Below are 12,173 nucleotides of genomic sequence, written 5' to 3'. Positions count from 1 at the left end.
ATGCTGGCACACGCGGCCCTGCCCGGCCTGGCGCTGCGGCTGCTGGCCTTGCTGGCGGGCGCGGGCTGCATGCTGGCCTTGCGCCATTATCCGCTGGGGCACAGCTGGCCCGGCCTGCTGTTTGCCGCCCTGCTGCCCGCCTATTTCCTGCTGCTGTGCTGGCGTCCCGCCTGCTGGCTGTTCTGCCTGCCCGCCTTGCTGCCCGTGCTGGACCTGGCGCCGTGGACGGGCTGGTTCTTCCTCGAAGAACTCGACGTGCTGCTATTGCTGACGGTGGCTTGCGGCTATTGGCGCCTGGGCGGGCCCGCCCGGCCTGCAGCGGCGCGGCTTTCGCCCGCCGCCCGCGCCTGCCTGCTGCTGTGCAGCCTGGCCTGGCTGGCGGCGCTGCTGCGCGGCGTCCTGCCGCTGCCGCCCCTAGCCGCGCCTGCCTGGGATAATTATCTGAGCCCTTACAACGGCTTGCGGCTGGGCAAGGCCTGGGCCTGGAGCATGCTGCTGCTGCCGCTGTTGCTGCGCGACGGCGATCCGTCCGCCCTGCGCCGCTACGCGCTGCCGGGCATGCTGGCAGGGCTGGCCATGGTATCGCTGTTCGCGCTGTGGGAACGGGCCGTGTTTCCCGGTTTGATGAACCTGTCCAGCGACTACCGCATCACGGCGCCGTTTTCCGCCATGCACACGGGCGGCGCCGCGCTGGACGGCTATCTGGCCCTGAGCCTGCCATTTGCGGGACTGTGGCTGGCGCGCGCGCGCAGCCGCTGGCAGGCGGCGCTGGCCTTGCTGCTGCTGGCACTGGCCCTGCACGCGGCATGCACCACTTTTTCACGGGGCTTGTACGCGGCCCTGGCAGCGGCCATGCTGCTGGCCTTGTGGCAAACCCTGCGCACAGGCCACGGCGCGGCGCCGCGCCCGACGGGCCGGCGACCCATGGAGAAACTCTTGCTGAGGCTGCTGTTGGCCGGACTGGGCACCGTCCTGCTCGTGTCCATGTTCAGCGTGGCCGGCTACCGGGGCTTGCTTGCCGCCGTGGTCCTGCTGGCGGCCAGCTTCGTGCTGGCGGCGCGGCCCTTGCCGTGGCGCATGGCGCCGGCCAGCCTGCTGTGCGCGCTGTGCCTGCAGGGCCTGCTGGCCAGCTGGTGGCCGGAAGGGGCCGGCCAGCCGGCTGCCGGCTGGCTGAAAGGCCCGTATTTCCTGTTCTTGCTGGCGGCCGCGCTGCTGGCCGCCGTGCTGCTGCCCGGCCACCTCTGGCCGGGCGGCGCTGCCGGCAAAGGCCCAGTCAGGCTGAGCCTGGCGATGATGGCGTGGACCCTGCTGGCGTGCAATCTCGTCTGGATAGGCTGGCACTGGGCGGGACCGCCGGCCCTGGCGCCTGCCTGCCTGGTCGTGCTGCTGGCCATGTTAATGCTGTGCAATGGACGCTTGCGCCCACCGCTATGGCGGTTGGACCGCGCCAGCCTGAGCATGGCGGGCGCGACCGGCATCCTGTTGCTGCTGGCCATACCCGTCTCGGCCAGCTATTACGCCACCGAACGTTTCGCCACCACCGCCTTCGACCTGCAAGGCCGCTGGCGCCATTGGCGCCAAGTGCTGGCCATGCAGCCATCCGACTGGGGCGATCAGCTGTTCGGCATGGGCATGGGCAGCTTTCCCGCCACGTATTACTGGCACAATCCCGGGCGCGAGGTGCCGGCCAGCATCGCCTATGCGCAGGAAGGCGGCGAGCCTGGTAACTCCGGCAACACTTTTGTCCGCCTGGCCAGTCCCGGCTACAGCGCCGGCTACGGCGAACTGCTGCGGCTGCTGCAACGCCTGTCGGTACAGCCGGCCACGCGCTACACGCTGGCGCTCGACGCGCGTAGAAGCGGCCCGATGCCCGTGCTGCTGGTGCGCCTGTGCCAGCGACAATTACTATATGCACAAGGTTGCGTGCATATCCCCCTGCGCCTGCACCCTCAGCCACCTGGCAGTCCGGTGGCGGCCTGGCAGCACTATGCAGTGCCGTTCGACAGCGGATGGCTGGGTGCGGGCACCTGGCTGCTGCGCCCGCCCGTGCAGCTGGAACTGGCGGCCAGCGGCACGGCCACCTCATCCGTGATCGAGGTCGACAATCTGAGCCTGCGCGCGCCAAGCGGCGAGGAATTGATACTCAACGGACGCTTTACGCAGGCAAACAATTACTGGTTTTTCAGCAGCGACCACCATCACTTGCCGTGGCATATCAAGAGCCTGGCGCTGCAGTTGCTGGTGGAAACGGGCTGGTGCGGCGCACTGTCCATGCTGGGCCTGCTGGCCCTGGCCGGCCTGCGTCTGCTGCGCCAGGCCGCGCGAGGCGACCAGGGCGCGCTGGCCTGGGCCGCCGCCCTGCTGGGTTTTCTCGTCGTCGGCCTGTTCGACAGCCTGCTCGACGTGCCGCGCATTGCCCTGCTGTGTTACCTGATGCTGCTGTGCGCGCTGCTGCAGCCCCCGCCACCCCCGCCACCTCGTCCTGCTGAAAGTGCGCCGCCATGAAAGCCCTGCCGTTGACATTCTCCGCCGTCCTGCTGTCCTGCCTTGCCTTGGCCAGCGCGCCCTGCCGTGCCGACGAAGCCCTGGCGCAAGTCATTGCACGCGTCAAACCGTCCATCGTCGGCGTCGGCAGCCTGCAAAAGACGCGCACGCCGCCCATGAGTTTCCTCGGCACGGGGTTCGTGGCGGGCGACGGTTTGAGTGTGCTGACCTGCGCCCATGTGATTCAAAAACTGCTCGATGCCAATCCCAACGAAGTGATCGGCATACTCACGGGCCAGGGCGAGGCGGCGCAATTTCGCCCTGCCAAAATCCAGGCACTGGACATGGAGCACGACCTGGCCTTGTTGCGCCTGGCTGGCGCGCCGCTGCCGGCCCTGACGCTGGGCGACGCGACGACGGTGCGCGAAGGCCAGGCCATGGCCTTTACCGGGTTCCCGCTGGGTACTTTGCTGGGTCTGCACCACGTCACGCACCGCGCCACCGTATCGTCGCTGACGCCGGTGGTCAGGCCCAGCGCAACGGCGCAGCGCCTCGACACCAGGCGCCTGGCGCAACTGCAAAAAGCGCCGTACACGGTATTCCAGCTGGACGCGACGGCATATCCGGGCAGCAGCGGCAGCCCCCTGTTCGATCCCGAGACCGGTCTCGTCTACGGCATCGTCAACATGGTATATGTCAAAGGCTTGAAAGAGGCCGCCATCAGCGCGCCCAGCGGCATCACGTATGCGATTCCGGGCAGCCACATACAGGCGATCATGCTGAAAAATAGATGAGTTTCAGTTGCGCCCCTGCCGCAGCCGGTCGGTGATGCCGGGTTCATCCCATGTCGGAAAAAAAAAGGGGTAAAACGATCGTTCACCCCCATGCTGTTCCATCATGCCGCCGTACTTGCTGATCTGGGCGCCCATGTAGTCGAGGTCCAGGCGCAGCAGTACGGCCGGCGCCCCCACGCGCGTGCACTCTCGCTCGCCGCCAAAATCCTTGAAACCGAGCATGCGCTTGTAAAACACCACATGCCGTGGATTGACTTCAATCACGTAATCCGTAAAACCGTGAATATTGTGGGCATAGATATAAGAAATATGAATCAGCGCCGCAAACACGCGCTTGCTTACGCCCTTGTCGATGGCCAGGCGCGACGGTTCGCACAGGCGCCGACCCTGCTCGCGCAGCACATCGAGCTTGTCGCGGAAGTTTTCATCGGCGGGCAAGCCCGTCTCGTCATTGTCCAGGCACAAGGTCATGGTACCGACGGTGGAGCCTGCCGTTTCCGCAAACAGGCTGATCTTATTGAGCGCATGCGCAATGCCGGGATCGACGGCATAGCCGCGCCAGCCGTACATCTTGCGGATCAGCAAACTGGCCGCTTCGCGCCGGCCACGCGAATTGGCCATGCGGATATGAAAGCGCTGCAGGTCGAGCTCGTGCTCCATGGCCGGGTCGATCTGCCCCTCGCCCACCACCAGGTCACTGAAAGTGCCTGGCGTGTCGAAGGAAACAATGGGTTCATCTTGAAAGCTCATCTTGTCCTCACATCCATCGGCCACCGTCGAGACGGACTGAAGCCAATGCCTTGTGACAAGAAAAAAACGAGAAAAGTTCCCACCATCAGCTAAAAAAGCAGAAGAAATTTATCTTTAGCTAGCAAAAATGCACGCTAAAATTTGCCGAAAAGTACAAAAAGACCACTATAACTGCTGTTTTGACATTGCTGAGATCGCTACTAAAAGAAGCTCTCCGGTATCAACAGCACGTCGCCCGGCCGCATCATGACGTTAGCGGAAATATCGCCATGCTTGAGCAGGTCCTCCAGGCGCACGCCCAGCTGCTGCTGGCTGCCGTCGCGCATGCGGATGATGCTGGCCTTGTTGCCGGCGGCAAAATCAGTGATGCCGCCGACGGCGATCAGCACGTCCATCAGCGACATGCCCAGCCGGTACGGCAGCGCCTGCGGCTTGGCCGCCTCGCCGATGACCCGGATCTGCTCGCCGTACGGGCCCGAGAAATTGGTGACGATGACCGTCACCACCGGTTGCTGGATGAACTTGCCAAGGGCTTGCTCGATGTCGCGCGCCAGCTGGGTCGAGGTCTTGCCGCTGGCGGCCAGATCCTCCACCAGCGGCGTGGTGATCTTGCCGTCCGGCCGCACGGCCACCGTCAGCGACACTTCCGGATTGCGCCAGACAATGATGTTGACGGAGTCGCCCGGGCCGATCAGGTAGTCGTGCATGGGCGCGCTGTCGTCGGCGGGCGCCAGCGGATAGCGTGTGCGGCAGCCCCCCAGCAAGCTGGCGCTAGCCGCCAGTACCAGCGTGTGGCATACAAATGCACGGCGAAACGGATTCATGCGGGACCTCTTCGAGTCGATGGCGCGTCCATGGCTGGCCCCGCAGAACCAGCCTGGGCCGCGAACTTCCCATGATTATTAAAACCCGGCAAGTGAACCTTGAGGCGTATCAAGAAGCAATCATCTTGGGAAATCTTGCTCGACAGGCGCCCTATACTTTGCTTACTTAACAGGCAAGCATTTCTTGCAAAACGCCGTTGTCCGCGCCGCCCAGCCATCGACCGTGCAGCACCGTCACCAGAAGGAAGCGACATGGAGGAATTGATACAGCAACTGCTTTCCAGCCTGAAAGGCATCTGGAAGTACCGCTGGCATGCAGTGCTGGTGGCGTGGCTGGTGGTGATAGCCGGCTTCATCAAGGTGATCACCCTGCCCGACGACTTCCAGACGTCGGCGCGCGTGTTTGTCGATACGCAAACCATCCTCAAGCCGCTGTTGGCCGGCATGACCAGCGTGCCGAACACCGAACAGCAGGTGGCCATCATGAGCCGCACCCTGCTCAGCCGCCCGAACGTGGAGCGCGTCATGCGCATGGTCGACCTCGACCTCGATTCGAAGACCGTGGGCGAACACGAAGCCCGGCTCGATGAGCTGATGCGCCGCATCAAGATCACCGGCACCAACGCCTACGACATCTATACCATCAGCTACAGCGGGCGCGACCCGAAGCTGGTGCGCGACGTGGTGCAAAGCCTGCTGACCATCTTTGTCGAAGGCAGTTTCCAGGGCAAAAAGGGCGATTCGCAGAAAGCCGTGCAATTCATCGACGAGCAGATCAAGAATTACGAGGACAAGCTGAGCGCGGCGGAAAACCTGGTGAAGGAATTCAAGATCCGCAACAATCTGCTGCTGCCGCGCCAGGGCATCGACTATGGCAGCCAGCTGCTGATGTCATCCGATAGCCTGAACAATGCCAAGCTGGAACTGGTCGAGGCGGAACAATCGCGCAAGGCCATCCTGAGCCAGATCGAGGGCGACGAGCCCGTGCTCGACCTGGAGCCAAACGCGTCGGCCATCACCAATCCGGAACTCGACGAGCGCATCGCCTCACTCAACAAGAACCTCGACAGCCTGCGCATGCAATTTACGGAGTTGCATCCCGACATCATCGCCTCGAAGCGCCTCATTGCCCAGCTGGAAGAGCGCAAGATCGAGGAAAGCAAGCTGAAAACGGCATCCGGCGACCCGGGCAAGAACTACAGTCCCATGCTGCAGCAGTTGAAGGTGGCGCTGACGGATGCGGACGCCAAGGTGGCCGCCATCCGCGCCCGCGTGCAGGAATACAACGCGCGCAATGCGCGCCTGCTGGCGCAAAGCAATGCCGTGCCCGAGGTGGAATCGCAACTGGCGCAACTGAACCGCGACTACATCATCAACAAGGAAAACTATGAAAAGCTGATCGGCCGGCGCGAAGCGGCCAAGCTGTCGGGCGAACTCAGTTCCACCACCGAGATGATGGCCTTCAAGATCATCGACCCGCCCACGGTGCAATATGCGCCCATCGGCCCGAACCGTCCGCTGCTGTTCAGCGCGGCGCTGGGCGCGGCCCTGGTGGCCGGCATCGCCACGGCCCTCTTGATCAGCCAGGTGCGCCCCACCTTCCTCAGCCCCGCCGAACTGCGCGATGCCACGGGCTTGAACGTGCTGGGCACGGTGTCGATGAAGTGGACGCCGCTGCAGCAGGTGCGCCGCCGCCGCGCCCGCTATGGCTTTGCCGGCTGCCTGGGCAGCCTGTTCCTGCTGTACGGCGGGGTCATGACGGCTGCGCTGTTCAAATTCTAGACCACGCCACGGGAGCGACGATGACCAGCAAGGAACGCAGCAGCAAGGACAGCGGCAGGCAGGAACCCGGCATCCTGGGCGTCGCCGAAGCCCCCGCGCCGTACGCAGCGGACAGCGCGAATGACAGCGACAGCGCGGACACCGTGGCGGCGGCTGGCACCCCTCAGTACCGCCCCCTGAACCTGGCCCGGCTGGCGGAGCAAGGCATGCTCACGCAGGACGGCGGACGCAGTTCTGTGGCCGAAGATTTCCGCATCATCAAGCGCCCGCTGCTGCGCCAGGCGCGCGCCAGCGGCGCCGAGGCCATCCGCCACGGCAACCTGATCGTCGTCACCAGCGCCATGCCCGGCGAAGGCAAGACGTATTGCGCCGTCAACCTGGCCATGAGCATCGCCATGGAAATGGACATCACGGTGCTGCTGGTCGATGCCGACGTGGCGCGCCCGTCCGTGCTGAAAGTGCTGGGCCTGTCGCCCGAGCCAGGGCTGATGGATGTGCTGCTCGACCCGCAACTGGCCATGGCGGACGTGATCCTGAAAACCAACGTGGCCAACCTGCGCATCCTGCCCGCCGGGCGCAGCAACAAGCATGCGACGGAATTGCTGGCCAGCCGGGCCATGAGCCGGCTGCTGGCCGAGATCGCCAGCCGCTACGCCGACCGCGTCGTCGTCTTCGACTCGCCACCGCTGCTGATCACCAGCGAAGCGCACGCGCTGGTGGGACAGATGGGACAGGTGGTAATGGTGGTCGAGGCGGAAACGACGACCCAGCACGCCGTCAAGGAAGCGCTGCGCCAGATCGACTCGTGCGAACACATACATTTGATCTACAACAAGACCAAATCGTTCCCCGGCAACGACTACTACGGCTATGGTTATTACGACTAGCCGCCGCACGCCCCTGGCGCTGCCGCTGCTACCGTTGCTGTCCTTGCTGCTGCCCCTGCCGGCCTTTGCTGTCGACTGGCTGGTAAAACCCTCGCTGCGCCAGCGTGTAAGCTATACGGACAATGCGCTGCGCGCGCCGCCCGGCAAGGCGCAATCGGACTTCATCACGGAAATCGCGCCCGCCATCGCCCTCATCGGCACGGGCCCGCGCCTGCGCGTGGACCTCGATTACCGCTGGCAGAAATTCCTCGCGGGGCAGCGCGGCAATAGCGACAAGCACGATTTGCGCGCCTCGGCCGACGCCGAACTGCTGCAGGACTGGTTCTTCATCGATGCCAACGCCAGCGTGAGCCGGCGCAACATCTCGCCGTTCGGCCCGCAACTGATAGCCGAGCTGCCCGACACGGACAATGCCAGCACGGTGCGCACCGCCGGCTTCAGCCCCTACCTGCGCCACCGCTTCCGCGGCCTGGCTACGGCCGAGCTGCGCTATACGCGCGATACGGTAGCCAGCGGCGAATTGCTGTCCGTACACAGCGATGAAATGGCATTGCTGCTCAGCGGCGAGCCGCGCGGCAATGGCTGGACCTGGCACGCCAGTCACGACGTGCGCCGCACGCAGGATAGCAAGCTGGCGCCCGTGCGCATGCAGCGCAGCAGCGTGGGCCTGCGCTATCCGGTCGGCAGAAAATGGGCGGCCACGGCCAGCGGCGGCACGGAAAAGGAAGGCTATCTGTCCAGCACCGGCAAGGCGCCGGCAGGCCGCTTCTGGTCGCTGGGCGGCGTGTGGACGCCGTCGCCGCGCAGCAGCGTGGCCTTCAGCACGGGCAAGCGCTTTTTTGGCAACACCTACAGCCTGGATGCCACATTCCTGCAGCGCCATAGCAACTGGCAACTGAGCTACAGCGAAAACATCACCACCCTGCCCACGCAGTTTGCGCGCCTGGGCGACCGCGACGCGGGCCAGCTGCTCGATCAATTATGGCGTGGCATCTTTCCGAATGCGCGCGACAGACGCTTGCGCATCGCTGCCTTCCTGCGCTACGCCAACAAGCTGGGGCCGGAACAGGGCGCCATCAATTACTTCAGCCACCGCTATTTCCTGCAAAAACAGCTGCAGCTGACGATGGCGCGCGCCACGCCGAAAAGCACGCTGGTCGTCGGCGTCACGGCCGTCGACCGCACGGCGCAAACGGCCAGCGGCATCGAGAGCGCCTTGCTGCCTGGCATGGAGTTCGGCAGCGAAGAGCGCACGCGCCAGTTCAGCAGCAACCTGGGCTGGAGCTGGCAAGCCAGTTCGCGCACCAGCGTCAATGTCAATGCCGGCTACGCCAGCATGCGCTCGCTGAGCGTGCCCCGGCGCGACAACAACGTCACCGTGACGGCGGGCTACACGCGCATCCTGCAGCCGAACATGACGGCCAGCATCGACGTGCGGCACATGCAGCACACCAGCAACCGGGGCGGCGATTACCGCGAAAACGGCGTCAGCGCCACGCTCACCATGCAGTTCTAAGGAGGCCGCAGCATGTCCGACCCTTCTCTTCCGTCCGGCGCGCCGGCGCACCTGCTGTGCGTGGTAGCCGCGCGCCCCAACCTGATGAAAATGGCCCCCATCCTGGCCGCCCTGGCCCGCCAGGCGCCCGCCGTGCGCGTGACTTTATTGCATACTGGACAACATTACGACACAGCCATGAACGGCCAGCTGTTTGCCGACCTGGACCTGCGCGCGCCCGACATCGCCCTCGACGTCGGTTCCGGCAATCACGCGCAGCAGACGGCCGAAATCATGCGCCGCTTCGATGCCGTGCTCGACACGCATCCGCCGCTGGCGCCCGATTGCGTGCTGGTGGTGGGCGACGTCAATTCCACGCTGGCGTGCGCGCTGGTGGCGGCCAAGCGCGGCACGCCCGTAATCCATGTCGAGGCGGGCTTGCGCAGTGGCGACCGGCGCATGCCCGAGGAAATCAACCGCGTGCTGACGGATCAATTATCCAGCCTGCTGCTGACGAGCGAGGACAGCGCGCGCGCCAACCTGCTGCGCGAAGGCGTCGCCCCCGAGCGCATCCACTTCACGGGCAACGTCATGATCGACAGCCTGCGCCAGCAACTGCCGCGCGCAGTCAAGCCCGTCGCCACGCTGCGCGCGCATGGCCACGCCTGCCCGCCCGCCTACGGCGTGTTGACCTTGCACCGGCCATCGAATGTGGATGACGCGGTGCAACTGGAAGCGCTGCTGCGGGTGCTCGGGCAATTGTCATGCCAGCTGCCGCTGCTGTTTCCCATCCACCCGCGTACCTTGGCCGGCCTGCGCCTGGCAGGCCTGGAAGCATTGCTGGCGCAGCAGGCCATCGTCTGCCTGCCGCCGCTGGGCTACCTGGAAATGCTGGGCCTGATACAGGGCGCACGCCTGGTGCTGACCGATTCGGGCGGCATCCAGGAAGAAAGCACGGCCCTGGGCGTGCCCTGTCTGACCCTGCGCGACAATACGGAGCGGCCCGTCACCGTCAGCGACGGCACGAATACCCTGGCCGGCACGGACCCGGCCGCCATCCTGGCGCTGGCGCGCGCCATCCTGGCGACGGGTGGCAAGCGGGGCCGCATTCCGCCCCTGTGGGATGGCCACGCCGCCACGCGCATCGCCGCCGTCATCGTGCCCTGGCTGGCGGCGCGCCGGGGCACGCCATGACGGCGCCGCCTTGCTCTTTGATATTACGCAATGCCCTGACCATCGACGTGGAAGACTATTTCCAGGTGTCCGCCTTCGCGCCGCACATCGCGCGCGCGGACTGGCCCCGCCTGGAATGCCGGATCGAGGCGAACATCGAGCGCATCCTGCTGCTGCTGGAAGGGCGCCGCATCCACGCCACCTTTTTTACCTTAGGCTGGATCGCCGAGCGCTATCCGGCCATGCTGCGCCGCGTGGCGGCCGCCGGACATGAAGTGGCCAGCCACGGCTATGCGCACCTGCGCGCCTGTGAGCAGTCGGCCGCGCAGTTCGCCGACGATGTACGCCACAGCAAGACCATCCTGGAGCAATTGACGGGGCTGGCCGTGCACGGCTACCGGGCGCCCAGCTTTTCCATCGGCGCAACCAATCTGTGGGCCTTCGACGTGCTGCAGGAAGCGGGCTACCGCTACAGTTCCAGCATCTACCCGATCCGCCACGACCACTACGGCATGCCCGAGGCTCCCCGCTTCGCCTGGCGTCCAAGGGGGCCGCAAGGCGTGCTGGAACTGCCCGTCAGCACCGTGCGCCTGCGCGGACGCAACGTGCCGGCCGGCGGCGGCGGCTATTTCCGCTTGATGCCGTATGCACTGTCGCGCTGGCTTTTGCGACGCATCAATTCGCGCGACGGGCAAGCTGGCATATTCTATTTTCATCCCTGGGAACTCGATCCCGGCCAGCCGTGCCCGCCCGGCCTGAGCGCAAAGACGCGCTGTCGCCACTACCTGAACCTGGGGCGCATGGAAGCGCGGCTGGCGCGCCTGACGGACGACTTCAGCTGGGACCGCATGGACCGTATTTTTCTGGAAAGCAAATGATGCACGAGGCCAGCCTTGCTCCCGACCCCGCGCCGTCCGGCGCCGCCATTGCCGTGCGCTCGCTGCAGGCACATGAGCATGCGCGCTGGGATGCCTTTGTCGAGGCCTGTCCCGAGGCCACCTTCTTTCACCGCGCCGGCTGGCACACCATCATGCAACAAGGTTTCCGCCACGACAGCCATTTCCTGTACGCGGAACAGGACGGGCGCATCGCCGGCGTGCTGCCGCTGGCGCATGTGCGCAGCCGTTTGTTCGGCTCGTCCCTCGTCTCGCTGCCGTTTTGCGTGTACGGCGGCATCGCCGGCGGCAGCGCGGCCGTGCGACTGGCCCTCGACGGCGCCGCGCAGGTGCTGGCCCGGCGCCTCGGCGTGGGGCATCTGGAATACCGCTGGCGCGAGGTGCACGAAAAAGCACAGGAACACGCGCATGCATCCTGGCTGCAGAGCCCCCTGTACGCGACCTTCCGCCGTCCATTGCTCCCCGAGGCAGAACAGAATCTGCTGGCGATACCGCGCAAGCAGCGTGCCGTCGTGCGCAAGGCCATGGCAGCCGGCCTGCACAGCGCCGTCGAGCATGACCTCGAACGTTTCTATCCGATCTACGCGGCCAGCGTGCACCGGCTGGGCACGCCCGTCTTCGCGCGCCGCCATTTTGCTCTGCTGCGCACGGTCTTCGGCAGCGATTGCGACATCCTCACCGTGTATCACGGCCAGCAGGCGCAGGCCAGCGTGCTGCTATTCTATTTCCGCGATGAAGTGCTGCCATATTACGGCGGCGGCACGCCGCTGGCGCGCAGCACGGGTGCCAACGACTTCATGTACTGGGAAGCGATGCGTCGCGCCTGCGAACGCGGCTGCCACCTGTTCGATTTCGGCCGCAGCAAGCTGGGTACGGGCGCCTACGCCTTCAAGAAGAACTGGGGTTTTGCGCCGCAGCCCCTGCCGTATGCCTACCAACTGGTGCGCGCCACGGCCTTGCCGGAAGTCAACCCGCTCAATCCCAAGTATGCGCTGTTCATCCGCGCCTGGCGCCGCCTGCCGCTGCCGTTGGCCAACCTGCTGGGGCCGCACATCGTGCGCCAGCTGGGCTAAGCAAGGGGACACACC

Annotated in this window: 10 protein-coding genes; 8 read left to right on the top strand and 2 right to left on the bottom strand. The window is 65.4% G+C overall.

Annotation, left to right across the window (positions count from 1 at the left end):
* Entirely contained in the window at nt 1–2,505 is a 2,505-nt protein-coding gene (locus CSZ94_RS04035; protein ID WP_102120335.1) for a hypothetical protein, read from the top strand.
* Nucleotides 2,502–3,278 (top strand): S1 family peptidase, encoded by a 777-nt coding sequence (locus CSZ94_RS04030; protein WP_102120334.1) that lies wholly within the window; start codon nt 2,502–2,504, stop codon nt 3,276–3,278. Before CSZ94_RS04035 ends, CSZ94_RS04030 begins: the two co-directional genes overlap by 4 nt.
* A 3-nt stretch (nt 3,279–3,281) precedes the next feature.
* On the opposite strand, the gene CSZ94_RS04025 is transcribed toward CSZ94_RS04030, so the two are convergent.
* Both CSZ94_RS04025 and CSZ94_RS04020 read right to left on the bottom strand, forming a co-directional pair.
* Nucleotides 3,282–4,028 carry an N-acyl amino acid synthase FeeM domain-containing protein gene (locus CSZ94_RS04025; protein WP_102120333.1) on the bottom strand — a complete coding sequence of 249 codons (747 nt, stop codon included), beginning with the start codon at nt 4,026–4,028 and terminating at the stop codon, nt 3,282–3,284.
* 200 nt (nt 4,029–4,228) lie between these two features.
* Nucleotides 4,229–4,852, bottom strand: coding sequence for an XrtA/PEP-CTERM system exopolysaccharide export protein (locus CSZ94_RS04020; RefSeq protein ID WP_102120332.1), 624 nt, complete (start codon nt 4,850–4,852; stop codon nt 4,229–4,231).
* A gap of 252 nt (nt 4,853–5,104) precedes the next feature.
* Here CSZ94_RS04020 and CSZ94_RS04015 point away from each other — a divergent pair, with 252 nt between their 5' ends.
* Genes CSZ94_RS04015 through CSZ94_RS03990 form a run of 6 tightly spaced genes read left to right on the top strand, consistent with a single transcriptional unit; the run spans nt 5,105 to nt 12,158 of the window.
* Nucleotides 5,105–6,634, top strand: coding sequence for an XrtA system polysaccharide chain length determinant (locus CSZ94_RS04015; protein WP_102120331.1), 1,530 nt, complete (start codon nt 5,105–5,107; stop codon nt 6,632–6,634).
* A 20-nt stretch (nt 6,635–6,654) separates the two neighbouring features.
* Nucleotides 6,655–7,521, top strand: a complete 867-nt coding sequence (locus CSZ94_RS04010) for an XrtA-associated tyrosine autokinase (RefSeq protein ID WP_102120330.1) — start codon at nt 6,655–6,657, stop codon at nt 7,519–7,521.
* Nucleotides 7,505–9,037 (top strand): TIGR03016 family PEP-CTERM system-associated outer membrane protein, encoded by a 1,533-nt coding sequence (locus CSZ94_RS04005; protein WP_102120329.1) that lies wholly within the window; start codon nt 7,505–7,507, stop codon nt 9,035–9,037. The genes CSZ94_RS04010 and CSZ94_RS04005 overlap by 17 nt, the downstream gene beginning before the upstream one ends.
* Before the next feature lie 12 nt (nt 9,038–9,049).
* On the top strand, nt 9,050–10,210 hold the full coding sequence (gene wecB, locus CSZ94_RS04000; protein ID WP_102120328.1) for a non-hydrolyzing UDP-N-acetylglucosamine 2-epimerase: 1,161 nt from the start codon (nt 9,050–9,052) through the stop codon (nt 10,208–10,210).
* Nucleotides 10,207–11,067, top strand: a complete 861-nt coding sequence (locus CSZ94_RS03995; RefSeq protein ID WP_102120327.1) for an XrtA system polysaccharide deacetylase — start codon at nt 10,207–10,209, stop codon at nt 11,065–11,067. The genes wecB and CSZ94_RS03995 overlap by 4 nt, the downstream gene beginning before the upstream one ends.
* A complete protein-coding gene (locus tag CSZ94_RS03990) occupies nt 11,067–12,158 on the top strand; it encodes a FemAB family XrtA/PEP-CTERM system-associated protein (RefSeq protein WP_102120410.1) in 1,092 nt (363 codons plus the stop codon). Before CSZ94_RS03995 ends, CSZ94_RS03990 begins: the two co-directional genes overlap by 1 nt.
* Nucleotides 12,159–12,173 lie beyond the last annotated feature (15 nt).

Origin of the sequence: Janthinobacterium sp. ROICE36 (genome assembly GCF_002869965.1) — a bacterium.
Taxonomy (GTDB): Bacteria; Pseudomonadota; Gammaproteobacteria; order Burkholderiales; family Burkholderiaceae_D; genus Janthinobacterium.
Note: the sequence above shows the minus strand (reverse complement) of the source record. Positions and strands in the feature narration are given on the sequence as shown.

What these genes read in the sequence shown, in the direction of transcription:
- CSZ94_RS04035 (WP_102120335.1), top strand. Translation starts at nt 1, where the DNA reads ATGCTGGCACACGCGGCCCTGCCCGGCCTGGCGCTGCGGCTGCTGGCC.
- CSZ94_RS04030 (WP_102120334.1), top strand. Translation starts at nt 2,502, where the DNA reads ATGAAAGCCCTGCCGTTGACATTCTCCGCCGTCCTGCTGTCCTGCCTT.
- CSZ94_RS04025 (WP_102120333.1), bottom strand. Translation starts at nt 4,028, where the DNA reads ATGAGCTTTCAAGATGAACCCATTGTTTCCTTCGACACGCCAGGCACT.
- CSZ94_RS04020 (WP_102120332.1), bottom strand. Translation starts at nt 4,852, where the DNA reads ATGAATCCGTTTCGCCGTGCATTTGTATGCCACACGCTGGTACTGGCG.
- CSZ94_RS04015 (WP_102120331.1), top strand. Translation starts at nt 5,105, where the DNA reads ATGGAGGAATTGATACAGCAACTGCTTTCCAGCCTGAAAGGCATCTGG.
- CSZ94_RS04010 (WP_102120330.1), top strand. Translation starts at nt 6,655, where the DNA reads ATGACCAGCAAGGAACGCAGCAGCAAGGACAGCGGCAGGCAGGAACCC.
- CSZ94_RS04005 (WP_102120329.1), top strand. Translation starts at nt 7,505, where the DNA reads ATGGTTATTACGACTAGCCGCCGCACGCCCCTGGCGCTGCCGCTGCTA.
- wecB (WP_102120328.1), top strand. Translation starts at nt 9,050, where the DNA reads ATGTCCGACCCTTCTCTTCCGTCCGGCGCGCCGGCGCACCTGCTGTGC.
- CSZ94_RS03995 (WP_102120327.1), top strand. Translation starts at nt 10,207, where the DNA reads ATGACGGCGCCGCCTTGCTCTTTGATATTACGCAATGCCCTGACCATC.
- CSZ94_RS03990 (WP_102120410.1), top strand. Translation starts at nt 11,067, where the DNA reads ATGCACGAGGCCAGCCTTGCTCCCGACCCCGCGCCGTCCGGCGCCGCC.